The 23664-nt window shown below is 70.2% G+C and carries 22 protein-coding genes; 8 read left to right on the top strand and 14 right to left on the bottom strand.

Annotated features, from left to right (window positions below):
• Positions 1-2: 2 nt before the first annotated feature.
• A complete protein-coding gene (locus tag SD37_RS39305) occupies positions 3-2684 on the bottom strand; it encodes a tetratricopeptide repeat protein (RefSeq protein WP_044855157.1) in 2682 nt (893 codons plus the stop codon).
• Between the two features lie 135 nt (positions 2685-2819).
• Here SD37_RS39305 and SD37_RS39310 point away from each other — a divergent pair, with 135 nt between their 5' ends.
• The 4 genes from SD37_RS39310 (at position 2820) to SD37_RS39325 (ending at position 6164) form a co-directional block, all read left to right on the top strand.
• A complete protein-coding gene (locus SD37_RS39310; protein ID WP_236725213.1) occupies positions 2820-3572 on the top strand; it encodes an ESX secretion-associated protein EspG in 753 nt (250 codons plus the stop codon).
• 94 nt (positions 3573-3666) lie between these two features.
• Positions 3667-4089: a hypothetical protein gene (locus tag SD37_RS39315; protein WP_044855159.1), complete on the top strand. Its 423-nt coding sequence runs from the start codon at positions 3667-3669 to the stop codon at positions 4087-4089.
• Positions 4090-4653 carry a DUF3558 family protein gene (locus SD37_RS42350; RefSeq protein ID WP_083255204.1) on the top strand — a complete coding sequence of 188 codons (564 nt, stop codon included), beginning with the start codon at positions 4090-4092 and terminating at the stop codon, positions 4651-4653.
• 20 nt (positions 4654-4673) lie between these two features.
• On the top strand, positions 4674-6164 hold the full coding sequence (locus SD37_RS39325) for a hypothetical protein (RefSeq protein ID WP_052675102.1): 1491 nt from the start codon (positions 4674-4676) through the stop codon (positions 6162-6164).
• A 42-nt stretch (positions 6165-6206) separates the two neighbouring features.
• Here SD37_RS39325 and SD37_RS39330 read toward each other — a convergent pair whose 3' ends face one another.
• The 8 genes from SD37_RS39330 to SD37_RS39360 form a co-directional block, all read right to left on the bottom strand.
• The gene (locus SD37_RS39330) at positions 6207-7172 is read right to left on the bottom strand and encodes a glutamate ABC transporter substrate-binding protein (RefSeq protein WP_044855161.1); all 966 of its coding nucleotides are present in this window, start codon (positions 7170-7172) and stop codon (positions 6207-6209) included.
• Positions 7172-8575: a hypothetical protein gene (locus tag SD37_RS39335; RefSeq protein ID WP_044855162.1), complete on the bottom strand. Its 1404-nt coding sequence runs from the start codon at positions 8573-8575 to the stop codon at positions 7172-7174. The genes SD37_RS39330 and SD37_RS39335 overlap by 1 nt, the downstream gene beginning before the upstream one ends.
• Positions 8576-8680: 105 nt before the next feature.
• Complete coding sequence (locus tag SD37_RS39340) at positions 8681-9319, bottom strand: response regulator (protein WP_044855163.1); 639 nt, start codon at positions 9317-9319, stop codon at positions 8681-8683.
• Positions 9316-10443: a sensor histidine kinase gene (locus SD37_RS39345; protein ID WP_044855164.1), complete on the bottom strand. Its 1128-nt coding sequence runs from the start codon at positions 10441-10443 to the stop codon at positions 9316-9318. Before SD37_RS39345 ends, SD37_RS39340 begins: the two co-directional genes overlap by 4 nt.
• Before the next feature lie 8 nt (positions 10444-10451).
• The gene (locus tag SD37_RS44150; protein WP_256376547.1) at positions 10452-10574 is read right to left on the bottom strand and encodes a hypothetical protein; all 123 of its coding nucleotides are present in this window, start codon (positions 10572-10574) and stop codon (positions 10452-10454) included.
• Positions 10575-10640: 66 nt separating this feature from the next.
• Positions 10641-11900, bottom strand: coding sequence for a GAF domain-containing protein (locus SD37_RS39350; RefSeq protein WP_044855165.1), 1260 nt, complete (start codon positions 11898-11900; stop codon positions 10641-10643).
• Positions 11901-11971: 71 nt separating this feature from the next.
• Positions 11972-12853, bottom strand: a complete 882-nt coding sequence (locus tag SD37_RS39355; RefSeq protein WP_044855166.1) for a diacylglycerol kinase family protein — start codon at positions 12851-12853, stop codon at positions 11972-11974.
• A 78-nt stretch (positions 12854-12931) separates the two neighbouring features.
• Positions 12932-13630 carry a hypothetical protein gene (locus SD37_RS39360; protein WP_052675103.1) on the bottom strand — a complete coding sequence of 233 codons (699 nt, stop codon included), beginning with the start codon at positions 13628-13630 and terminating at the stop codon, positions 12932-12934.
• Positions 13631-13773: 143 nt separating this feature from the next.
• Here SD37_RS39360 and SD37_RS39365 point away from each other — a divergent pair, with 143 nt between their 5' ends.
• Together SD37_RS39365 and SD37_RS39370 are read left to right on the top strand one after the other, a co-directional pair.
• Complete coding sequence (locus tag SD37_RS39365; RefSeq protein WP_052675104.1) at positions 13774-15015, top strand: sensor histidine kinase; 1242 nt, start codon at positions 13774-13776, stop codon at positions 15013-15015.
• Positions 15012-15671 carry a response regulator gene (locus tag SD37_RS39370; protein ID WP_145926837.1) on the top strand — a complete coding sequence of 220 codons (660 nt, stop codon included), beginning with the start codon at positions 15012-15014 and terminating at the stop codon, positions 15669-15671. The genes SD37_RS39365 and SD37_RS39370 overlap by 4 nt, the downstream gene beginning before the upstream one ends.
• Before the next feature lie 61 nt (positions 15672-15732).
• Here the strand turns inward: SD37_RS39370 and SD37_RS39375 are convergent, their stop codons facing one another.
• The 3 genes from SD37_RS39375 to SD37_RS39380 form a co-directional block, all read right to left on the bottom strand.
• A complete protein-coding gene (locus SD37_RS39375; protein WP_037319152.1) occupies positions 15733-15936 on the bottom strand; it encodes a cold-shock protein in 204 nt (67 codons plus the stop codon).
• Positions 15937-16172: 236 nt separating this feature from the next.
• Positions 16173-16349, bottom strand: a complete 177-nt coding sequence (locus SD37_RS43340) for a hypothetical protein (protein ID WP_162835891.1) — start codon at positions 16347-16349, stop codon at positions 16173-16175.
• Between the two features lie 272 nt (positions 16350-16621).
• Positions 16622-18271 carry a thiamine pyrophosphate-binding protein gene (locus SD37_RS39380; protein WP_256376598.1) on the bottom strand — a complete coding sequence of 550 codons (1650 nt, stop codon included), beginning with the start codon at positions 18269-18271 and terminating at the stop codon, positions 16622-16624.
• Between the two features lie 182 nt (positions 18272-18453).
• On the opposite strand from SD37_RS39380, the gene SD37_RS39385 reads away from it, so the two are divergent.
• Positions 18454-19686 carry a hydroxyacid-oxoacid transhydrogenase gene (locus SD37_RS39385; RefSeq protein ID WP_044855168.1) on the top strand — a complete coding sequence of 411 codons (1233 nt, stop codon included), beginning with the start codon at positions 18454-18456 and terminating at the stop codon, positions 19684-19686.
• Positions 19680-20093 (top strand): acyl-CoA thioesterase, encoded by a 414-nt coding sequence (locus SD37_RS39390; protein WP_044855169.1) that lies wholly within the window; start codon positions 19680-19682, stop codon positions 20091-20093. Before SD37_RS39385 ends, SD37_RS39390 begins: the two co-directional genes overlap by 7 nt.
• Here SD37_RS39390 and SD37_RS39395 read toward each other — a convergent pair.
• Both SD37_RS39395 and SD37_RS39400 read right to left on the bottom strand, forming a co-directional pair.
• The gene (locus SD37_RS39395) at positions 20055-21791 is read right to left on the bottom strand and encodes an ABC transporter ATP-binding protein (protein WP_044855170.1); all 1737 of its coding nucleotides are present in this window, start codon (positions 21789-21791) and stop codon (positions 20055-20057) included. The two genes, SD37_RS39390 and SD37_RS39395, sit on opposite strands and share 39 nt — an antisense overlap.
• A 163-nt stretch (positions 21792-21954) precedes the next feature.
• The gene (locus SD37_RS39400; protein ID WP_044855171.1) at positions 21955-23634 is read right to left on the bottom strand and encodes an ABC transporter ATP-binding protein; all 1680 of its coding nucleotides are present in this window, start codon (positions 23632-23634) and stop codon (positions 21955-21957) included.
• Positions 23635-23664: the final 30 nt, after the last annotated feature.

Here is a 23664-nt window from a genome sequence, read left to right on the forward strand (position 1 = left end):
CGTTAGGTGAGGGTTCTCGGCCTGATCGCGTTCGCCTTGTCGACGAGTTCGACGCGCTGGTCGACGGTGCCCGCCAGCCGCGCCAGCGTGCGGTAGCAGCGTTCGAGCCCGAATCGCAGGTCCCGCTCGGCCAGGTCGCAGCCCAGCACCTTCGCGCCCGGTGTCGGCCGGTTCTGCGCGTTAAGCCAGCCGTACGCCGCTTCGAGGACCTCCGCGGACAGCCGCGTACGACGTTCGGCGTCGAGCTGCAGCCGCTCCAGCCGCGTCGAGGCGTCGACGAGGTCGCGTTCGGACACCGGCACCGGATCCTTGCCGCCGCCGTTGATCCTGGTCTTGATCTTGATCGCGGCCACCTGCGCGGCGACGTAATGCGTGGACGACGCCGGGACGGCCTCCAGCACTTCGATCGCGCTGGCACGGGCGCCCTGCGCGAGATACACCCGAGCGAGACCGAAGGCGGCACTGACGTACGACCGGTCCGTTCGCCACACCAGCTCGTAGTAGCGCGCGGCGCCGAAGTAGTCCCCGACGCCTTCCGCGCTGACCGCCAAAGCGAGCTTCGGCGCGATCTCGCCGGGCAGGTCGTCGTACACCGCTTCGAACGCGACGTGCGCGACGCGGGAGCGGCCACCCGCGAGTTCGATGAGGCCGCGGTACCAGTCGATCCGCCAGTCGTGCGGGAAACCGGCCTTGATGGCGAGGTACTGCGCGGCCTGCAGCTGCCGCTGCGCCTCGACCAGCTCACCGAGTTCGATCCGGGCCCGGACGATGCGCAACCGGACCTCGATCGACTCACGTGGTGCGCCGGCCAGCGACTCGATCGCGCCGCTCGGATCGAGGGCGACCGTCGAGGCCAGCATGCCCGCCGCCGGGTCGTCCGTGTCGACCTGCGGGATCGGCAGGCCGGAGACCACCTCGCCCGGATCCGGCAACGGCACGCTCCCGCCGTGCTCCGGGACGACCAGGTCGACGCCGAAGGTGCGGGTCTCCGGACCGAAGACGGTCGAAGCACCCGGACGCGGTTTTCCGGTGCCCAGCGCCATGATCTCGCGCAACACGCCGGTCAGCTGGTCGGCCATCTCCTCGGCCGCGATGAACCGGCGGTCCGGGTCGGGGTGCGTCGCGCGCTTCAGGAAGCGGTAGTACGAACCGAAGAGCGCGAACAGCGGGACGACGTCCGGTCCGGGCAGGGTCGTCTTGTACTTGCTGGTGTAACCGGAGAATTCGAAGCTGAGGACGGCGAGCGTGCGGCCGACCGTGTACAGGTCCGACGCCACCGAAGCGCCGTGGGTCGCCAGTTCGGGCGCGCTGTAACCGGTCGTGAAGAACAGCGGGCTCTCGTAGTCGTCGATGCGGCGGACCGCGCCGAGGTCGATCAGCTTGAGCTGTTCGTGCGTCTGGATGACGTTGTCGGGCTTGAGGTCGCAGTACAACAGGTTCTGGCTGTGCAGGTAGCCCATGGCGGGCAGGATCTCGAGCCCGTAGGCGATCACCTGGCCGATCGGCAGCGGCTCCGGGCGCTTCGTCTCGCGATGGTGCGCGAGCGCGAGCTGGCGCAGCGACTGGCCGCCGACGTACTCCATGACGATGTAGCCGACGGAGTTGCCGGTGTCGCCGTCCGGATGCTGCACGAAGTTGTGGATCTTGACGATGTTCGGATGCTCGACCTCGGCGAGGAACCGCTGCTCGTTGGCCGCGGCCGCCATCGCGGTGGGGTCACCGGTGTCGATCAGGCCCTTGAGCACCACCCAGCGGTCGCTGACGTTGTGGTCCTGTGCGAGGTAGATCCAGCCGAGCCCGCCGTACGCGAGCGCGCCGAGAACCTCGTACTGGCCGCCGACGACCTCGTTCGGCCGCAGCTTCGGGACGAAGGAGAACGGGTTCCCGCACTTCTCGCATTCGCCTTCCGGCGGGCCGGGCTCGCCGTTCTTGCCGCGGCCGACCTTGGCACTGCAGCTGCCGCAGAAGCGTTTCTCCTCCGACACCATCGGGTTTTCGAGGACGGCCGAGGCGGGGTCGCGGTACGGCACCTGCGGGACGTCGACGAGCCCGGCGCCGAGACGGCCGCGGCGAGAGGTGCGCGACGACGTCCGGCGGGCGGTTCCGGGGAACGAACCGGTTCCGGTGCCTGTCCCCCGGCTGCCCGATCCGGTGCCCGTTCCCGTGCCGGTGCCCGTCCCCCGGCTTTCGCTGGACCGCTCGGGGAGCACGCTTTCCGTGCCCGGGTCCGGCAGCGGCCCTGGTCCGTGGTCGACCCGCGGCGACGGCGGCATGATGCTCTGCGTCTCGGGGGTCGGCGAGGAGAGCACGCTGGTCGGCTGCGGCGCGTCGGCGGGAACCTGCCACTCGGGGCGGACCACCTGGGTCTGCGGCGTCACCGGCGCCATGTCGCCCGGCGGACGCGTCGGGTCATCGGCGCCGGGGATCGGCCGCTGCTGACCGCGCGGCGGCGTCTGCGGGCGCTGCACCGGCGCGTGATAGATCGTGCGCTCGGCGTCGTTCTCCGGCTGCGGAGCGGGCTTCGGCTTCGGCGGTTCGGAGAGATCGAGCCTGCCGGAGATGGACGGTTCCGGCGTCTCCCAGCGGACCGGGGCGGGCGGCGTCCAAGAGGCGGGCTCCGCCTCGTTGTCCGGCGTGGGGCCATCCGGCGCTGCGTGCCGAGGACGGCGCGGCTCCTCCGACACTGGTACCTCCCGAAATCCCCGCGACGACGTCGTCCCTGATCCTAGTCGTGAGCAGGCAGGTCGTGCCCGTGCCGGGTCGAACCCGCTACGGTGCGGGAGAGAACCGATTCAGCAGGTGATGAGGGGGAGGATTCGGTGCCTGCGTCATTTTCGATGTCGATGGCCCAGCTCGACGTCGTACTCGAAGAACTCGGGCTCGGCAGATTCGTGTTGCCCTTCGAAATCCCGACCGTCGGCACCACCATCACCGAACGCGAGCGACACTGCGAAGAGGTCTGGGCCGAACTGGCCGACCGCGGCTTCGCGCGCGGCCGCGAACTCCTGCCGGACTACGAAACGACGCTCCGGCTCTGGGCCACGGCGGACTTCGTCGTCACCCTGGAGGCGCACGAAGTCGAGCTGGACGCCGAATACCTCTATCGGGGGACCTGGGACCGGCGTCTGGGCGTCGTGAGCCAGCAACGCGGCTTCGACATCCTCTTCGAGCCGGTTTACCCCGAACAGGTCGTCGCCGTCCTCCTCGACAACCTTCCGTCACTGCAGCCCTTCCCCGGACGAGTGACGACTTCCAGCACCCTTCCCCCGTCCAAACGACCGGACGACCCGTTCGACGAAGATCCCGACAATCTCCGCCTGGGCGCGGCGGGCCGGTTTTTCGAGCACCCCCTCGTGCGACTCGGCACGATCAGCATCACCCTGCGCGACGACCGGGGGAAACCGCAGCAGAAGAACGTCCAGTGGTTCGACAGCGTCCAGGGCCGCTTCATGCTCACCACCGACCGCTTCCCCGACGGCGAGGTCCGGCGCACTTTCACCCCGACGAACGGCTCTCACCTGGCACGATGGATCCACGACCTGGTCGAAGCCGCCCGCGTCGGCAGCGCGTGATCCTCGCCGGAAGGCGGTCTTCGGGGGCGTTTCCGCTGATATCGTGACCTGACGAGCGCTACGAGTAACCGGGACTTGGTACAGGGGAGAGACCATGACGGACGGCACCGGCGGACCGCCGGGCGACTTCTCGGCGATGCTGGGCGATTTCTCGGCGCAGGCTGATGCGATGGTCAAGGCGGCGAAGGAAGGCCGGTTCGCGGTCAGCCCTGAGATGGGCCAAGCCTATAAAACGGCACTGCAGGACTACCTGGACAGCTGGACCGGCAACAAGATCCACTTCGACAGTCTGGCGAATTCTCCGGAACTCGGAACGAGCCCGTATATGGAACAAGTCGGACAACACATGGCGATGGTCGCGTCGGGTGACGATCAATCCGCGAAGACCCAACTCGAAAGCCTGCAAACTGTGGTCGAACGCGCGCAAGCAGCAATCGACACCGCGATCAGCAAGTATCAGGCCAGTGACCACGCGGCCAGCAAGGACCTGTCCAATATCGGCAAGGAAATTCACTAGATGAGCCAGTACGGCGCCCAGTTTCCGAAGCGTTCTGTTCTGATCGCGCTCGCGGCTCTACCGCTCGCCCTTGCGGGATGCACGACCGAGAAACCCGGAAATCCGACTCCATCGATTCCCCCGCCGTCAACGTCCGGCCAGAACTCCAGCGCCTCCCCTCAGGACACCTTCGGCGATTTGAAGGCTTGTGATCTGCTTGAGCCGATCGCTTCTTCGCTGGGGTTCAACCCCCCTGCGGTCGAGACGTACGAGAGTGACAACGGCTGCGGCTCGAGTAAACCTCGATACGGAACCGTAGCTGTCTACCTCGTACCCAATGCGGGAATCGCGGAACTGAAGTCCGACACAGGTGAGATGAATCAGATCACCGTCGCAGGTCGCAAGGCGGTCGAATTGCCCGGAAGCGCAGGCAAGGGTGCCTGCCTGATCGGGATCTCCGTCGCCGAAAAGGCCAGGGCGACGGTGAACCTCGGCCTCTCGAACAGCGGTACGACAGAACAAGCCTGCACAGACGCGAAGTCCATCGCCGAGCAGATCGCACCCAAGCTGCCTAGAGGGAACTGAACGGCTCCAGGGAGGGGATCATGGCTGAGAACGCCGGTCAGGACAACTTCGAGTCGGTGCTGAGCGCCGACGGCAAAGCGCATCGCACGTACGAGGGCAAGCGCTACGCGGAGACCTACGACGAGGTCAACCGGGGTCCCGGAGGCAACTCGCTCACCGCGAAGATGACGGCGGAGCAGAAGGCCGGCCAGTATTCGGGTGAGCAGGCCGAGACGCTCGCACAGGGGCAGCAGTTCCGGGCCGGGCTCGGGCCGTCGGGACAGCGCTACGAGGGCAACTCGCACAGCGACCTGATCGGCATGGTCACGAACAATCTTTCCCCCGAGAAGATCGATCAAAAGGGTGAGATCTGGAACAACCAGGGCGACGCACTGAACACCTTCAGCAACGCCCTCTCCTCCGCCGCCAACAAGGAGGGCGCCCACTGGCAGGGGCCCGCCGCCGACGCGGCTCACGGCTTCTTCAAGAGCTTGGGCAAGTGGGCCGACACCGCGGGCGACGGTGCGTACCTCGCTTCAAACCGCTTCTCCCAGTCGGCCGCCGCGGCGACCACCGCGAAGAACTCCATGCCCGAAGAGATCCCCTTCGATCGCAACGCCGAGTACAAGAACGCCATGCAGCAGTTCGCGTCGGGGAACTTCGCGGGCGCGGTGGACACGGTCGGCAACATCTCGGCCAAGCAGGAGCAGTCGTTCCAGGCGCATCAGCAGGCCGCGCAGGTGATGCACACCTACGACCAGTCGCTCTTCGACGTCAATTCCAAGCAGCCCACCTTCGCGCCGCCGCCGGAAATGGGCGATTCGACGACGGCGTCCGGGTTCTCCGGGGGCAGTGACGTCAAGGGGTTCAGCGGCGGCCCTGGGCCGAGCAGTGGTCCTGGGCCGGGGATGCCGGGGCCGGGCAGCTCGCCAGGACCGACTCCGGGGCCGGGGATCACCACGGGCGGCGGGCACACCGGGACGCCGGGGCCGGGCCAGACGTTCGGCGGGCCGCCGGGGTCGTTCCGGCCGGGGCCGGCGCCGGGGTTGGCCGCGCTCAACAGCCCTGGGCCCACCGGGCTCGGGCGGCTGGGCAGCGAGCAGTACCGCGGCAAGCCCGGCCGGACGCCGAGCGGGCCGGGTGGCAGTGCGGCGAGCCGGTTGACCGGTGGCGGTGGCAAGAGCGGCGGCGGGTTCGGCCGGAACGGCGGATCGGGCAACGTCGCCGAGCGGCTTTCGGGCGGGAAGGTTTCGGCCGGGGAGGCCGAGAGGCTGGCAGGCAAGGGCGGCGGATCCGGGTCGGGCAAGCTGCCCGAGGAGCGGGTCACCCGGGGCGGCGCGGCCGCGGCGGGCAAGAGCGGCGGTCCGGGCGCGATGGGCGCCGGCGGTCCCGGTGGCAAGGGGCAGAAGGAAGAGGACAAGGAAAAGAAGGCCCCGAACTACCTGCAGGAAGAGGACGCCGACGTCTTGTTCGGTGGCTACGACGGCGAAACGAAGCCGGTGCCGCCGGTGATCGGCGAGAAGTCCCCCTAGTACGGAACGGGCCGTTCGGGAGCGATCCCGAACGGCCCGTTCTCACTTGTACTGGGGTGAAGGCGGTGTCCCGCCTTCGAGTTTGTTCCCGATCCACTTCGCGTAGATCGACTGCCACGCCCCGCCGCGCACGTTCTCCAGCACGGCGTTCACGTACCGCACCATGTCCTCGTTCTCCTTCGGGACACCGATGCCGTAGTTCTCCTCGGTGAACCGGTCCCCGACGATCTTCAGCGTCGGGTCCTGAGCGAGCATCCCGGCGAGGATGACGTCGTCCGTCGACACGGCCTCGACCTGTTTCTGCTGCAGCATCACGAGGCAGTCCGACCAGTTGTCCACCGAGACCGGCACCGGCTTCGAGGGGTCCGACGCGATCTTCGTCAGCGAGGTCGACGTCTTGGTCGCGCACACCCGCCGCCCGGCGAGGTCCGAGAGCTGGGTGACCTTCGAGCCCGACTCGACCAGGATCCGTTGCCCCGCCTGGTAGTACGCCGTCGAGAAGTTGACCTTCTTCAGCCTGCTGCAGGTGATGCTGTAGGTCCGCACCACGATGTCGACCTGCTTCTTCTCGAGCACTTCTTCCCGCAATTTCGACGGAATGGCCCGGAACTGCACGCGCCCTTCCGCGCTGCCGAAGATCGCCTTGGCGATCTCGTTGACCATGTCGATGTCGAAGCCTTCGAGCTGGCCCGACGTCGGATTCCGGAAACCGAACAGGAACGTCGTCTGGTCGACGCCGGCGATGAGTTTGCCGTTCTCCTTGATCTTCGCCATCGTCGAGCCGCTGCTGATCTGCGTGCCGTTGATCGGCCGCAGGCTCGCCAGCGGATTGCAGCTCGTGTCGGCCGTCCCGCCGCCACCGGCGTTGTCCGCCCCGCCGACGTTCGCGGGCAGCGGCGGGGCGACGTCGCCGACGGGAGCCGGATCGACCGGCGCCCCCGCGCTGCCACAAGCCGTCACCAGCACCAGGACCGCGCCGAGCACGGCCCCTCGCAGACCGTTCCGCATCACCGGTACTCCCTCAGCCGTTCACGGATTCCCAGCGCGGACCCCGCCGCCGCGATCAGCGCCAGCACCGCGATGCCCGGCGCGAGCAGGGTCAGCGCGCGTTCGGCGCCGCGGGTGTCGTCGAGGAACTCCTGCCGTCCCACGTTGATCGCGGCCACCAGGTTCTCGTCGAGGCGCAGGAACGCCCCGGCCGCGCCGTCCTTCTTGTCGTCGCGGATGGCCGTGGCGACGGCGTCCTGGTAGAAGCCGTCATCGTCCTGGCGCCGCACCTCGGCGTGCGCCTTGAACCACGCCGACGCCGCCTGGATGGCCGCGTCCACCTTGTCCGCGGCCGCGCCACCCGCCGCCAGGCCGCGGGCCTCGCCCAGCAGGCCGCCTTGGCCGTCCGACCCGCCGAGTTGCCCGGCGAGATCGCGGAAGTCCTTTTCGTACGCCGCGCCGTCGCCGCGGGCGACGAGGGTCAGCGTTTCGTCGGCTCGCGCCTGCAGCGCCGCGATCCGGGCCCGGACGAGGACGTCCACCTGGTGCGAGCCGTCTTCTTCACCGCTGCCGACGAGGGTGCTCTGCACGATCAGCGCGACCGCGCCCCACAACAGGGCGACCACCACCGACACGGTCGCGACGACGAGCCCGACGTTCAGCAACCGGTTGGTCTTCCGGGTCAGATGCACCTGGGTGACGATCAGCGCGGCGAGCAGGGCGAGCACCAAAGCCGTTGCCAGCCAAGGGAATCCGGTCGCGTCGTCCTGTTCGGCGGCGAGCCGGTCGGTGTCGATGCGGTACAGATCCTGGGCGGCGGGAAGGATTTTCGCCCGCATCAGCTCGGACGCCTCACGCAGATAAGACGCGCCGACGGGAAATCCCTGCCGGTTGTAGGTACGCGCGGTCTCGATCAGTCCTGTGTAGACGGGAAGCTCGCGGCCGAGGGTGTTGATCTGTTCGGCCGCCTCGTCGACGCCCGACGAGTCCGACGCCGCCTTCGCCAGCGCCGCACCGGCTTCCGCGATGTCGCGCTCGTACCGCTGACGCATCGGGAGCGGCTCGGTGCCGATCGAGAGGAACGAACTGGCGGCGGTCGCGTCGGCGTCGGAAAGCGCTCGGTAGACCTGTTGCGCGGCGGCGGCCAGCGGTTCGCGGTGGTCGATCAGGCCGTTGATCGTGTCCTTCTTGTCCTGCGCGGCCAGCGTGCCGAACAGGCCGGCGACCAGCGACAGCAGGACGAGCCCGATCGCGATCACCGACAGCCTGCCCGGCGTGGTCGCCGCGGACCGGACGATCGCGCGGATCCCGTTCCCCGGCAGTTCGAGCAGCCCGGCGATCCCGCTGCGGCCTTCGGGCGCAGGGGGCGGCGCCGGTGCGGCGGGGCTCCCCGGCGGCCCCGGCCGGGTCACAGTGCTCGTCATCGCCGATCCTCCCCATTGGCTCTACCCGCAAGAAGGTATCCGAGTCGGGATCAGCGCAGCCAGTGACACCGGCGTGTGTCATCGGCACGTGATCTGCCGTCCGCGTCAGAGGCCCTTTTCCAGGGCGTAGCGCACGGCCTCCGCACGATTGCGCACACCGATCTTGGCGAAGGCGTGGTTGATGTGACTTTTCACGGTGGCCTCGCCGATGTACAGCTCGGCGGCGATTTCCGGATTGGACAGCCCCCGCGTGATGAGGCCGAGCACTTCGGCTTCGCGTGCGGTGAGGCCGTCCGGGAACTCGGACTTGGCCCGGGTGACCGTTCTGGCCTCGAGCGCGGCGACGAGCCTGTCGGAGACCTCGGCGGCGAAGATCGCCTGCCCGTTCGCGGCGGAGCGGACGGCCGCCCCGATCTCGGCGCGGCCGGCGTCCTTGGTCAGGTAGCCGCGGGCTCCGGCGCGCAGCGCGTCGGCGATCGAGGCGTCGTCGGCGTAGGTGGTCAGGACCACGACCGCGACCTCCGGGTGATCGCGTTTGAGCAGTCTGGTCGTCGCCACCCCGTCGAGGACGGGCATGCGCAGGTCCATCAGCACGACGTCGGCCGCGGTCCCGCGGAGCAGGTCGAGTGCCTGCCGTCCGTCACCCGCGGAGCCCACGACGTCGACGCCGTCGATCAGCCCGAGCAGCGCGACGAGCCCTTCGCGCATCACCTGCTGGTCATCGACGACGACCACCCGGATCACGCGCCCACCACCGCCTCCACCGTCCAGTGCCCGTCGTCCGGGCCCGCGGTCAGCGTGCCACCCGCGAGCGCGAGCCGCTCCCTCATCCCGGTGAGACCGAATCCGCCGGTGTCCTCCGGTCGGGCGGTATCGCCGAGTTCGTTGCGCACCCGCAAGCGGACCTCCGCCGGGGTGAACCGCAGCCGGAGCGACACCGGACGGCCGGGGGCGTGCCTGGCCGCGTTGGTCAACGCCTCCCGCGCGACGGCCACCAGCGAGACCACCACGGCGGACGGCAGCGGCCGCTGCTCCCCCGAGACTTCAAAGGTCACTCCGTCGTGGTGCGCTTCCACCAGCGACTGCAAGGCTTCCGCGAGCGACGGGACGTCGCTGCGCAGGGCCGCGACGGCGTCACGTGCCTCGGCCAGGCCGTCTGCGGCCAACCGCCGGGACAGCCGGACCCGGCCGAGTGCACCGTCCACATCGGACTTCTCGGCCAGCAGCGCCTCGGCGACCTCCAGATGAACCCCCAGCGCCCCCAAGGAATGCGCGAGGACGTCGTGGATCTCCCTGGCGATCCGCGTCCGTTCGTCGAGCGCGGCGGCCCGCGCGTGTTCGCGCTGCGCCAGCTTGGTCTGCTCCAGCAGGGCGGCCGCCTGAACCGCCTGCACCTCGTACTGCCGCCGGTTCAACCCCAGCAGCATCAGCACGAGCAGGACGCCGACGTTGCCGAACACCACCACCAGCGGGGAGCCCACGAGCAGACCGGGGATCGCCGCGAGACCGAGGTCGACTCCCACGACCCCGACAATGGCGGCCACCGACGGTCCGGTCAGGGTGGCGAACCGGCTGACCGTGACCACGGCGAGCACGATGGCGGACGAATCCTCCGCCCAGCCGAGCGCGAGCGAGGGCGGGACGGTCGCCACCGCGAGCAGCACCGTCGCCAGCTTCGGCAGCCGCGGGGAAGCCACCACGAAACCCAGCCAGCAGACGCCGCAAACGCCGTACGCCACCCAGATCCACGCCCTGGACTCGCTGGCGGTCAGCAGCACCACCACGACCGCGGCCGTGCCGAGCAGCTGGACGACCAGCCAGCTCGGCGCGATCGTGTCGGGGAGCAGCGGCCGTTCGCGCTTCCCCATTTCCCTCCTCAGTGATCGCTCAGCCGGGTGATCAGCTCCACCAGGATCAGCCGGTAGGCCAGGAATCCGAGAAGGACGACGATACCGATCGCGACCAGGCCCAGCAGGGCCTTTCCGTTCATGTTTCCCATGCGCCGGACGTTAGGCACACCGGTGGGTGGACCGGGACCATCGCCGGGTTGAGCCGGGGGTGGAGATCAGGCGCGGACGGCGGGAGCGAGGGAGTGCGGGAGGACTTCGCCGTCGGCGGGCCGTTCGACGACGACCTCGACGTCGTCGGCGAACCGGTACGGCCTGGCCAGCAGGATCCCGCCGAAATGCCGCCGCATCCTGGACATCTCCGCGCGGACGGTGACGGTGCGGCCGGCGTCGCCGAAGAGGTCGAGCGAGAGTTCCGACGCCGACCTGCCCTCCCGATGGCGCGCGAGGACGTACAGCATCTCCGCGTGCCGGGGGCTCAGCCGATGTGACCAGGTCCCCGCCGCACCCGAGACCCGCAGCGTGCTCTCCCGCGACGACCTCAGGTCGAGCACGACCCGGGTCGGCGGCGCGTCCTCCTCGTCGGTGAGCCGGACGAGCCAGCCGCCGGGCAGCGGCTCCAGCAGGCAGTCGCCGAAGGTGGGCAGCCAGGTCCGGCCCGCGGTCGCGTCGTTCGGCAGGGCGATCCGCCCGACCGGGGCGAGGCCCGCCGACGCCGCGATCCAGCCGTGCGGGTCGGCGATCACCGCCCGGCCCTTCACCTTGGCGAGCAACGGCGAAGCGAGCCCACGCAGCCGTTCGAGTTCGGAGAGGTGCGTCGTGTGCAGCTGCGCTTCGGCGAGCTTCGCGACGGCGTCGACCAGGGCCAGTGTCGTTGGGTGCACGGTCGAGGCGGGGCCGGAGAGGTCGACGGCGCCGAGCAGCCTGCCGTCCCTCGGATCGCGTAGCGGCGCGGCGGCGCAGGTCCAGTCGTGCTGGCTGCGGACGTAGTGCTCGGCGGAGTAGACCTGGACCGGATGCCCGGCGACCAGCGCGGTTCCGATGGCGTTGGTCCCGACGGACTCCTCACGCCAGTCGACACCCTCGACGAAGCCGAGCCCGTCGGCGCGGCGGCGGACCGCGGCGCTGCCGTCGCGCCAGAGGACGCGGCCCTCGGCGTCGGAGATCACCATGATGTGCGCGGCCTGTTCGGCGAGGCCGATCAGGGCACCGCGCAGGGCGGGCAGGACGGGCGCGAGCCCGCTCTCGCGACGGCGCGCTTCCAGCTGTTCCGGGACGAGGAGGGGAACCGGCGCGCCGCGGTCCGGGTCGAGGCCGAGACGGCGCATGCGCTGCCAGGACGCGCCGATGACGGCACGCGGATGACTCGGAAGCGCTTCGCCGGAGAGGGCGGCTTCGTGCACTTGGGCGAGGACGCGCGCGTGACGGCGGGGATCCGCGCCGACCGGCACCGCCGCCTCCAGCTGCACCTGGCCCACTCCCTTGGTCCGTTTCGACCAGTGTGCCCGGCGGGACCGGCGATCGGAAGGGCTCTGTGACCTGGGCGGGCTCAGCCGGTGAAGGGCGCATCCACCAGATGGGACACGGGGAAGGTGCCCACCGGTTTCCGCCCGAGGAGCAGGCCTTTCCTGGTGGCCTCGGCCATAACGGCGCGGACGTCGACGCACCACGGGCCTTCGGGCTTCAGCTCGACGAAAGCGCTCTCTCCCCGCTTCAGCACGAAATGCGGCTCGCCGTCGAGTGCGATGGAGCCGCCCGCCGCGGCGAGGTCGACCCGGACCCCCGGGTGCAGCACGCTCCAGCCCCGCACCCCGACCGGCCGGACCTCGCCGGGCGCGATCGGCGCCTGCACGACGTACGGCGTCTCGTCGACCGGCCCGAGGGAGACCGCGACACCGTCCACAGTGGACTTAGGGCTGGGGCACAGCCTGCCGGGGATACTGGACAGGCCGATCCCGTCCGGTACCGCGAAGGTGCAGTACAGCTCGGTCAGCGACGCGGGATCCCACCGCTGCTCCGCCGACACGCTGACGTCGGTCAGCGCGATCTCCCGGCGCGCCTTCGTGACGACCTCGAGGACGGTCGCCCGGTTCGTGACCAGGTCGGTGTCCACCTGATGGGTGGCCAGCAGTCCGGCGGCGAGCCCGGCGACGGTGGGTTCGGGGAGCGCGTCGGCGCTCCCGGCCGGGAGCATGAGCAGCGGTACGTCGCCGCAGGCGGCCGCGGCGGCCCGCATCATGCCCTCTCCGCCCGCGCAGATGATCACCCCCGCGCCGGCGTCCACCATCCGGCGGACGGTGCCGATGATCTTCCCGGCCTCGGTCCACACCATCACGCGGCCGACGCCGGCCACGCGGAGTGCCGAACGCAGGCTCTGGATGTCACGCTCCGAAGCGGGGTTCGCCACGATCCCCGCAACCGCTTCGCCCACATGTCCTCCGCTGCCGCGCCAAGTCCCTACAAGGAAACGACGCCGGGGCCGCGAAAGAAAGAGTTGCAAAAGGTTGCATCACCAGGAGAGGGGTCGCCGCCCCCGGTCCGAAGGCGGCCGATTCCGCAGTATCCGCACGCCGAGCGGCACCAGGACCAGGCAGGCGGCACCCGCTCCGAGCACCCCGAAGAGGTCGCTCTCCTTGAGAACTCCCACCCACATGGTGCAAGGCCAGAGGAACATCAGGGCACGTCCGGTGCCGAAGATCCCCGCCCGATAGGTCCCGATGGCCAGCACCAGTCCCCCGGCGAACTGGCCGACGGAGGCGGTGACCGGGATCCGCCAGAACCCGTAGGACAGGTCCACGTAGCCGTCCATCACGATCTTGGTCGCCTGGTCCACCCCGAGCGTGTCGACGAGCCGGAAGGCCGTCAGATCGACGCCCGCGAAGTAGAGCCGCGCGAACAGGCCGAAGACGAGCAGGATCAGGCCCCAGACGGCGAGGGCGGGCGCCTTCGCCGCGACGAGCTTCGCCAGGGCCAGGAACGCCACGAAGGACAGGACCGCGCCGAGCAGGAAGAGCGAGTACGCGGCCGTGACGAAGCCGGGATTGGCGGCGTACGCGGCCAACTGGCCGGGCGCGGCGAACGGCTGCTCGTCGAACCAGGCCACTTGCTCCGGTGTGAAGTCCTTCAGCACCAGATGCCGCGACAGCAGTCCCGCGAACCACACGAGCGGTGCGAGGACCAAGGCCACTCCACCGATCTTCCCGTTCATGGTGAGGATCGTCGCCGGTCACGGCGGTCCGGGGCAGCTCCCGAAGGTCAGGCGGGGACCTCGACTTTCGTCACCCCCTGGGGGACCCCGGCTGTCCCCCTCGCGGGGATGTGCCCGGACCGCCGCGTCGTTAGCGTCGAGCCATGGATTCGCTGGGGTGGGCACTCCTGACCGGGCGCGACGCCGATCTCGAACCGGCTTCGGCCTGGTGGCACGTGCCGGGCTGGCTCAAAGGGGTCCTCGCCGCCTCGATACTCGCCGTGCTGGTGAGCGTGACCTTCGGCGCCTGGGGGCACTACCTCGGCCCCGAAAGCCTGCCGCTGGTCTTCGTCCTGCTGCTTCTCCAGGTCGCGCCGCCGCTGCTGGTGGTGCGCTTCCCGCTGACCGCGGTCCGCGTGGCGGCGGTCGGGATGGTCACCGCGACCGTCGCCGTCCTCTTCCCCGCACCCGATCCGCCGTTCCACGCGACGCTGAGCGAATGGCCGTTGCAGACCCACGTCCTGCCGTACCTGCCGGTGCTGGCGATGACCCTCGCCCGGACGAAACCCCGGCAGGGCACCGGGATCTCGATCATCGCGGTGGTACTCGCCGTCGGGGTCGGCATCGCCCAGATCCCGCGTTCCGGTACGAAAACCCTGGTGTTGTCCCTGCTCGTGGTGGCCGTGACCATCGTCGCGGGCTACGGCATGCAGCAACGTCGGCGGGCATTGGCGCAGGCCGACACGGCCGAACGGGCGGCGGTCGAAGAGCGGGCGAAGCGGACCGCGCTGCAGGAACGGGCGCTGGTCGCGCGGGAACTGCACGACATCATCGGCCATCACCTCTCGCTGATCGCCCTGCGCACCGACAGCGCCCGCTATCGGCTCCCGGGCGTCAACGAGAGCATCACGGAGGAGTTCCGCGCACTCGGCGTCGCGGCACGGGAAGCGCTGGACGAGGCCCGGCGGCTCGTCGGCGTGCTGCGGGACGACGACGACGAACCGGAACACGAACCACAGCCTGGGCTCGCCGAGGTGCCCGGGCTGCTCGACGGCTGCCGGGCGTCCGGGATCGAGGTCCGTTCCCGGATCACCGGCGGCGACGACGTCCCGGGCACTGTCGGCCTGGCCGCGTACCGGATCCTGCAGGAGGCGTTGAGCAACGCGGCCCGGCACAGCCCGGGGTCGAGTGTGGACGTCGACGTGCGACGAGAGCCGGAAGCGCTCACGATCCTCGTCGAGAACGGGCCGCCCACGCGGGCTCCGGCGCCCTCGGCCGGGGACGGCACAGGCCTCGCCGGGATCGCCGAACGCGTTACGCTGATCGGCGGCTCGTGCGAGACAGGGCCGCGGGCGGACGGCGGTTTCCGGGTGGCCGTCACGCTGAAACTCACGGGGGAAGCGTGACGACCGTCTTCATCGTCGACGACCAGGCCATGGTGCGGGAGAGTTTCGCGAGCCTGCTGGACGCGCAGCCGGGGCTGGACGTCGTCGGCCAGGCCGGGGACGGGATGGCCGCGCTGGCCGGGATCGCCGCGCTGCCCACCACGCCGGACGTCGTCCTGATGGACATCCGGATGCCGGTGATGGACGGCCTCGAAGCGACCAGGCGGCTGCTCGAAGGCGACGGCGAGAAGCCGAAGGTGATCGTCCTGACCACGTTCCACTTGGACGACTACGTCTACGAAGCCCTGCGGGCGGGCGCGAGCGGGTTCCTGTTGAAGGACGCGCCGTCGGCCGAACTGATCGGCGCCATCGGCGTGGTCGCCGCCGGGGACGCGCTGCTCTCCCCCGCCGTCACGAAGCGGCTCATCGCGAACTTCGTCGCCGTCGCACCGAATCCGCGGCCCTCGCCCGCCCGGTTCGACGTCCTGACCGAACGCGAGCGCGAGGTGCTGCGGTTGATCGCGAAAGGACGGTCCAATCCGGAGATCGCGGCGGATCTGGTGCTTTCGGCGCAGACGGTGAAGACGTACGTGGGCCGGATCCTCGCGAAGCTCTCGCTCCGGGACCGGGCACAGGCCATCGTGCTGGCCTACGAAGCCGGGCTGGTCTCCCCGTGAGGACCCGGAAAAAGCAGCAGGGCCGCCTCCCGAGGGAGACGGCCCTGCTTGAAAGCCTGGATCAGATCACGTTGACCGAGGTGGCCTGCGGACCCTTCGCGCCCTGCCCGATTTCGAACTCCACGCGGGCGTTCTCCTCGAGGGTACGGAAGCCGTTGCCCTTGATCTCGCTGTAGTGCACGAAGACGTCGCCGCCGCCGTTGTCGGGAGTGATGAAGCCGAACCCCTTCTCGGAGTTGAACCACTTCACAGTGCCCTGAGTCATAAAATCTCCATATGCAACACAAACAAACAGGAAGCCACGTCGGCAGCCCGGGTCATGACCAGACGGTTTGCTTCCTCAGATGCGCGAGGAGACACTACGCCCGCTGAGTTCTGCGAGCGTGAACCAACACGAACACAAAAATCGAGACCTTAATCAGTAAAGCACACCGCACGCAGGCCGACAAGCGTCTTCACCCGGGTGTGCGGCGCCCCGCACGGTGCTCTTTACCACTGGCGCTATTCGCCGCTCGCCGCACGCAACGGTACGTCCGCGCCGAACGGCGAACGGCGCAGCGCTTCACGATTGGTGGCCACGACCGCGACGTCGTGGGTCTCCGCGTCCGCGCTGAACTGCACCGGCACCACGCCGGAAACGGACTTGGACTTGTCCTGTGGCTTCGTCTCGTCAGCCATGTTTTCTCCCCTGTGTCAACACAACGCTGTACCTACTGCGTGCCAACAACTCACCGGCGGACGGCCGCGGCCCCGCTGGCCGCTCCTGCCCACCCAGTCCTCATCGGACTCTCGGTGTTGCGGCGATTGTGCCACGGCCGGCCGACAAAATCCGGTCTACGCGACCGAAACTCGGCCGAGTCGTCACCACTTTCCCACCCCTTGGGGCAGGTGAAGGCGGCACCACAAGGGTTTCTGTGTATCCCCTGAGAAAAAGTACCGCCCGGTAATCCCTACTGGCCGCCCTGCTGGGGCCGCGCGGCGCCCAGCAGGCTCGTCAGCCGGATGTCCGGCGTCACCACGTCCGGATCCGTCCTGATGTCGATCACGCACGGCCGTTGCCGGACCAGCGCGCTGGCGATGATCGGCTCCAGCTCCTCGCGGTCGTCGACGGTGTACCCGGCGGCGCCGAGCCCGCGTGCCCACGACGCGAAGTCGGTGGTGGGGACGGTCACGCCCGACAGCCGTCCGTGCTTGCGCGCCTGGTGCACGGCGAGCGGACCGTGCAGGCCGTTCTGGAACACCAGGACGGTCACCGGCACCCGGTAGCGGACGGCGGTCTCGATCTCCTGGCCGGTCATCAGCGCCCCGCCGTCGCCGACCATCGCGATCACCGTCCGGCGTGGCTCGGCGAGTTTCGCCGCGATCGCCGCGGGGACGGCGTAGCCCATGGCGGCGTTGCTCGGGCCGAGCTGGCTGCGCGGCGCGGTGAAACACCAGTAGCGGTGCATGAACTGGGCGAAGTTGCCCGCGTCGCTGGTCACGATCGCGTCCTCGGGCGCGAGTTTGCGCACGGCGCGGATGACGTCGGCCGGATGGACGCGGGTGGCGCCGCTGGTGTCGGGCGGCGTCATGAAGGTGTGCACGGCGGCGTTCGCGGCCGACGCGCGGCGGGTCCGCGGCGAGGCGACCGTACGCAGTTCACGCAGGAAGGGCTCGACCTCGGAGTCGACCCGGAAGGTCAGGCCGCCGCGGCGGGCGGGCTCGATCCCGGTGCCGACCAGCACCAGCGTCTGCGACGGCGTGGGGTAGCGATAGGACTGGGTGGTGACCTCGTCGAGCTGCGTGCCCAGCGCGAGGACGAGGTCGGCGCGTTCCAGCGCGTCGAGCTGCCGCGCGGGGATGCCGATGCCGAGGTGGCCGGCGTAGCGCGCGTGGTTCTCGGGGAAGGCGTCCTGACGGCGGAAGGCGTTGTACACCGGCAGCGCGAGCTCGTCGGCGACGGCGATCAGCTCGTCCCGCGCCGCGCGGGCCCGGCCGCCGACGATCACCACCGGGTAGCGGGCCTCGTCCACCAGCTGCGCGACCGCCTCGGCGGTCCGGCCGAGCGCGCCGGTGGCGGGCGGCCGCACGGACGCGACCGGTTTGGCCGAGTCGAACGGGACACCCCAGAAGTCGGCGGGGACGGCGACGACGGTGGGGCCGGGACGTCCTTCGCGGCAGCGGGTCAGCGCCTCGACCAGCAGCCCGGGGACCTCCTCCGGCGTCTCCGCGCGGCCCGTCCACTTGGCGATGGGTTCGAACATCGCGGTCAGGTCGGCGGTGGGCAGTTCACTGGTCGGGCCGGGACTCGACGGCGGGTTCTCCAGGAGGACGACCATCGGGCTCTCGTCCTGGTACGCCGTGGAGACGCCGATCGCGAGCCCGGCCGCGCTCGGCCCCCGGCCCGCCAGCAGGACCGCCGGGTGTTCGGTGAGCTTGCCTTCGGCCTCGGCCATGAAGGCCGCGCCGGTTTCGTGCCTCGCCGAGACGAAGGTGATCGACCGCTCGCGTTGCAGTGCGTCGAGCAGATCCAGGAAAGAGTCGCCCACCACCGCGTACACGCGGTGGACTCGTGCCTCGGTCAGGATCCGCACGGCCGTGTGGGCGACGGACGCTCCCAGTTGGTATCTAATGAGAAGAGCTTAGGCGGGCGGTGATCGGTGCCGTCAAGCGATCTTTCGATTCCGGCAACCCCGGGGCGGCAGAATGTCCGAAATCGGGACGTGTTCGAGCAAGGGAGCGCGGAAACGTGACCTCAGCCACCGCTGGACGTGAAACAGTTTTCACATACGGCGCACCGGCCTTGAAATACGGCACCGGGTCGAGCGACGAGATCGGGTACGACCTCACGCAGTACGGCGCCCGGCGGGTGCTCGTGCTGACCGACGCGGGTGTCGCCGCGACGGGCCGGCCCCAACGGATCGCCGAAGGCATCCGGAGCTACGGCATCGAAGCGGTCGTCTTCGACGGAGTGCATGTCGAGCCGACGGACGTCAGCATGCGGAAGGCCGTCGACTTCGCCAAGGGGCACGGCGAGTGGGACGCCTTCGTCGCTGTCGGTGGCGGGTCGGCCATCGACACCGCGAAGGCGGTGAACCTGTTGACCAGCAACGACGGCGACCTGATGGACTACGTCAACGCGCCGGTCGGCGGCGGCCGCGCGCCGACGGCACCGCTGAAACCGCTGGTCGCGGTGCCGACCACCACCGGCACCGGTTCGGAGAGCACGACGGTGTGCGTGCTGGACGTGTTGTCACTGCGGGTGAAGAGCGGCATCAGCCATCTCCGGCTGCGGCCGAGCCTGGCCGTGGTGGACCCGGAGCTGACGGTCTCGCAGCCGCCGGAGGTCACCGCCGCGAGCGGGATGGACATCCTTTGCCACGCCGCGGAAAGCTATACGGCCAAGCCGTACACCGAGTTCGACCGGAAACGCCCGGAGGACCGGGTTCCTTACTGTGGCGCGAATCCGCTGGCCGACATGTTCGCCGAGCAGTCACTGCGGCTGCTGTCGTGGGCCCTGCCCGCGGCGGTGCGGGACGGCTCGGACATGAAGGCGCGCGAGGCGATGGCGCTCGCGGCGACGTTCGCCGGACTCGGCTTCGGCAACGCGGGGGTGCACATCCCGCACGCCAACGCGTATCCGATCGCCGGGCAGGTGCGGGAATTCCATCCGGACGGCTATCCCGGCGAAGAGCCGATGGTGCCGCACGGGATGGCGGTCTCGCTGACCGCGCCCGCGGCGTTCCGCTTCACCTACGACGCCTGCCCGGACAGGCACCTCCGGGCGGCCAGGCTGCTCGCCCCGGACTTCGAATGGCCGGGCGATCTGCAGGACCATCTGCCCGAGGTGCTGCGGCGGCTCATGCGCGAGATCGGTATCCCCAACGGGATCGGCGCCGTCGGCTACGCGGAGTCCGATGTGGACTCCCTGGTGTCCGGCACGGTGAAACAGCAACGGCTGCTGGCGACGGCGCCGCGTGAGCCCTCCGATGCGGACCTCGCCGGGATCCTGCGGGATTCGGTGACGCTGTGGTGAACGCCGAGTACCCGCACTGGCAGACGGTTCCGTTGCGGTGGAAGGACAACGACGTTTACGGGCATGTCAACAACGTCGTCCACTACTCGGTGATGGACACCGTGATCAACACGTGGCTGATCGAACGCGGCGGACTCGACATCGAAACCGGTGGCGTGATCGGGTTGTGCGTCGAATCGCAGTGCAAGTACCACGCTTCGGTGTCGTTCCCGGGGGAACTGGAGGTCGGCCTGCGGGTCGGGCATCTCGGGCGGTCGAGTGTCCGCTACGAGGTCGGGATGTACTCGAAGGAAACGCTGATCGCCGAAGGCCACTTCGTGCACGTCTTCGTCGATCGCGGGTCCCGGCGTCCGGTGCCCGTCGAAGGTCTACTCAGGAGCGCGCTCGAAGAACTGCTCACCGGGTAACGGCAGCCGCGGCGCCCACGCGTGCATGAGCTGGGCGTAGCGCGTGGACCGGTCCATGAGTTCGAGGTGGGTGCCGAGAGCGGTCTCCTTGCCGTCCATCACCAGGACCCGGTCCGCGCGCAACGCCGACGACAGCCGGTGCGCGATCACCACCAGCACCCCGCCCCGCTCGGCGAACGCCCGCTCCGCGCGGGCTTCGGCGGGCGGGTCGAGGTGCGAGGTCGCCTCGTCGAGGATGACGACGCCCGCGTCGCTCGCGTACACCCGCGCGAGCGCGATCAGCTGCGCTTCGCCGGCGGACAGTGTCCCGTGCCCGATCTCGCTGTCTAGTCCGCCCAGCCGCGTGACCAGCGGTTCCGCCCCGACGGCGGTCGCGGCCGCACACAGTTCGGCGTCCATCGCCGTCTGCGCGAACAGGCCGATGTTGTCCCGCACGGAGCCCGCGAAGACGTACGCCTCCTGGGGGATCAACGCGACCATCCGGTGCCGCACCGCCGCCGGGACCTCCCGGACCGGGGCCCCGCCGAGCAGCACCCGGCCACCCTGCGGTTCGAGCATCCCGGTCAGCAGCCCGGCCAGGGTCGACTTGCCGATCCCGCTCGGCCCCACCACCGCGAGCCGTTCGCCGGGGCGCAGATGCAGGTTCAGCCCGCGCACCACCGGCTCCGCCGCCGCGCCCCAGCTGAAGGTCAGGTCCCGCACGTAGATCGCGGTCCCGGTGGGTTCGGCCGTCCCGTCCGGTTCCGGTTCGGCTTCCGCGGTCTCCGCCAGCCGCCGCAGCGCGACGATCAGCCGCAGCACCACGGTGCTCGCGGTCGACGCCAGTCCCCGCAACGCCGGTTGCATCGTCGTCGCGAGGTAGACCAGGGCGCCGAGCGCGGCACCGGCGGTGAGCACGCCGTCCTTGACCATGCCCGGGGCCACCAGCAGCGCCAGGAGCAAGGGCACGAACCCGCCGGTCGCGATCACCACCGTCCGCGCCGCCCCCGACCGCGCCACCCGCACGGCCGCCTTGGCCTGTGTGTCGATGGCGTCGTAAAGCTCAAGCGCGGCAAGGGGTTCCGCACCGCAGGCGACGATGTCGCGCATCCCGGACAGCGACGCGCCCGCGACCTCGGCGGTCCGTTCGTCGGCCAGCGCGAGCGCGCGCTGACGGCGGGCCAGCGACGGCAGCAGGCAGGCGAAGACGAGTACCGCGACCACCACCGGGATCGCGACGATCAGCGCGAGCGAACCGGCGACGGTGAACAACCCGGCCAGCGCCGCCACCGTCGTCACGACCATCCCGCGCGCCTGCACCAGCAACCCGGCCGTGGCGTCGCGGACCACCTCGACGTGCTGGGTGATCCGGGCGACGCCGCTGGCGTCCGGCTGGTTCCGCGGTGGCGAGGGATCGTGCAGGACCCCGCGCACCACCGCGGTCACCAGCGCGTCGCGCAGCGGTTCGACGACCTTGCCGAGCTGATGCCACACCAGCCGCGAACCGAGCGCACCGATCACCGCGACCAGGCCGAACACCGCGAGCCAACGCAGTCCGGTGCCTGGCCGATCCGCGGCAAACCCCTCGTCAACCGCGAGTTCGACCAGGCGACCGGACAAGAAGGCGGGCGCGCTCTCCAGCACCGAACAGGCCAGGAGCACCAGCCCGCCCCTCCACTGCCCGGCCAGCGCCGAGCGATAGAGGCCCCAGACGCTCACTGCGCCCCCTCGGTGCTCGTTGGCGAACCCGCGACCGCGATCGCGTCGCCAGGGCGCCTTTTTCCGGTCCTCGCACGACGTGATGTCAGGGCGCCCCGCCGCCGCGATAGCGGGGCCTTCGGCCGGGGCGGGTTCGCGTCGTGCTCAGTGCCCTTTTCGCTGTTCACCTCTCCTCCGCCCCCAAGCTCCCGGTGAAGACGGCGCGGTAAGCGGGCTTCCGCCACAGCTCCTCGTGGGTGCCGACCGCGCGGATCCGGCCGCTTTCCAGCCACACCACCGCGTCCGCCCGCGCCGCGGTGGCCGCGCGATGCGTCACCACCACCCGGGTCCGGCCGGGCAGGGTGCGTTCGATGGCCTCCTCGACGGCGGCTTCGGTGACCGTGTCGAGGCTGGCGGTGGCGTCGTCGAGGATGAGCACCCTCGGCGCGTGCGCGATCGCGCGCGCCAGCCCGATCCGCTGCGCCTCCCCGCCGGAGAGCGGCGTCTCCGAAAGCGGTGTCCGGTATCCGTTCGGCAGCCGGACGATCAGGTCGTCGACCTGCGCGGACTGGCAGGCGGCGCGGACGGCGGCCTCACCGGCCCACGAGCCGTACCCGACCGCGTCGCCGATGGTCGCACCGAGCAGCGCGGGCCGTTCGAAGGCGAATCCGACGACCGCGCGGAGTTCGTGCGGGCGCAGGTCCTCCAGCGGGCGGCCGTCGAGCACCGCCGTCCCTTCGTCCGGGATGAGCAGGCCGCCGAGGACGTTGACCAGCGCGGACTTCCCCGAACCGGACCGCCCGACGACGGCGGTGAACCGGCCGCCGCGGACGACGAGGTCGACCTCCCGCAACGCGCCTTCGACCGTGACGCCGCGCAGTTCGAGCGTGCCCCGGCCGGGGACGACCCCCAGCTTGCCCGGTTCCGGGACGGGCGACCCCAGTACCTCGGTGATCCGCCGCGCACACGACCGCGCGCGGGAAAGCGTGGTGAGCAACGGGATCTGGGTGACCATGGCCATGCCGAGCGCGACGTAACCGAGTGCGGCGAGAACCTGGCCGACACTCAGCCTCCCCTCCAGCACGCCGAACCCGGCCGCGGCCAGTACGGCGAGTTCCACCGCGGGCAGCAGCAGCCCGGATCGCCACACCATCCTGGCCTGGGTGCGCCACATCCCCCGGCCCGCGAGACTCAGTTTCGGCAGCGGCCGCAGCACTCGTTCGGCTTCGCGGTCGGCGGTACCCGACGCGGCGATCGTGCGCAGCCCGGCGACGGCGTCGACCATCCTCGCCGCCAGTTCCCCGGAGACCTCTTGGTAGGTGAGGACGTCGTCGGCGGTGTTCTTCAAGTGGGTGCGCGCGAGCATCAGCGCGAACGGGATGCTGCCGAGGAAGACGAGCGCGAGCCGCCAGTCCATCAGCGCGAGCAGGACGACAGCGCCGCCGGAGATCAGGGTCGACGAGCCGAGCTGGACGACGACCGAGGCGACCAGGCCGGCGCCGGTGCAGTCACCGGTGAGCCTGCTGATCGCGTCACCGTCGGCGAAGGTGGACCGGGTGCCGAGCGCGAGATAGCGGTCGGCGAGCTTGCGGCGCAGCCACGCGGTCGCGGAGGCGGTCATCCGCGCGGTGAGGATCCCGCCGATCAGGCCGACGGCGATTTCGGTGAAACCCAGCAGGAGCAGCCACGACACCTCGGGGAAGCTGGGGCGTCCCGCGACCACGGCGTCGACCGCGGCGGCGAGCGCGCCGGGCAGGAGCAGCCCCGCCGCGGTCCCCGCGAGGGCGCTGAAGATCAGCGCGATCAGGCGGGGGCGATCCAGCATGGTCACGGAGACCAGCAGTCGATCGGCGGAACCCGCCATCCCACTCCTTACAACGTGATCCCAACGAGA

It is taken from the genome of Amycolatopsis orientalis (genome assembly GCF_000943515.2).
Classification (GTDB): Bacteria; Actinomycetota; Actinomycetes; order Mycobacteriales; family Pseudonocardiaceae; genus Amycolatopsis; species Amycolatopsis orientalis.

What these genes read in the sequence shown, in the direction of transcription:
- SD37_RS39315 (WP_044855159.1), top strand. Translation starts at nt 3,667, where the DNA reads ATGACGGACGGCACCGGCGGACCGCCGGGCGACTTCTCGGCGATGCTG.
- SD37_RS42350 (WP_083255204.1), top strand. Translation starts at nt 4,090, where the DNA reads ATGAGCCAGTACGGCGCCCAGTTTCCGAAGCGTTCTGTTCTGATCGCG.
- SD37_RS39325 (WP_052675102.1), top strand. Translation starts at nt 4,674, where the DNA reads ATGGCTGAGAACGCCGGTCAGGACAACTTCGAGTCGGTGCTGAGCGCC.
- SD37_RS39330 (WP_044855161.1), bottom strand. Translation starts at nt 7,172, where the DNA reads ATGCGGAACGGTCTGCGAGGGGCCGTGCTCGGCGCGGTCCTGGTGCTG.
- SD37_RS39335 (WP_044855162.1), bottom strand. Translation starts at nt 8,575, where the DNA reads ATGACGAGCACTGTGACCCGGCCGGGGCCGCCGGGGAGCCCCGCCGCA.
- SD37_RS39345 (WP_044855164.1), bottom strand. Translation starts at nt 10,443, where the DNA reads ATGGGGAAGCGCGAACGGCCGCTGCTCCCCGACACGATCGCGCCGAGC.
- SD37_RS44150 (WP_256376547.1), bottom strand. Translation starts at nt 10,574, where the DNA reads ATGGGAAACATGAACGGAAAGGCCCTGCTGGGCCTGGTCGCGATCGGT.
- SD37_RS39360 (WP_052675103.1), bottom strand. Translation starts at nt 13,630, where the DNA reads ATGAACGGGAAGATCGGTGGAGTGGCCTTGGTCCTCGCACCGCTCGTG.
- SD37_RS39365 (WP_052675104.1), top strand. Translation starts at nt 13,774, where the DNA reads ATGGATTCGCTGGGGTGGGCACTCCTGACCGGGCGCGACGCCGATCTC.
- SD37_RS39375 (WP_037319152.1), bottom strand. Translation starts at nt 15,936, where the DNA reads ATGACTCAGGGCACTGTGAAGTGGTTCAACTCCGAGAAGGGGTTCGGC.
- SD37_RS43340 (WP_162835891.1), bottom strand. Translation starts at nt 16,349, where the DNA reads ATGGCTGACGAGACGAAGCCACAGGACAAGTCCAAGTCCGTTTCCGGC.
- SD37_RS39400 (WP_044855171.1), bottom strand. Translation starts at nt 23,634, where the DNA reads ATGGCGGGTTCCGCCGATCGACTGCTGGTCTCCGTGACCATGCTGGAT.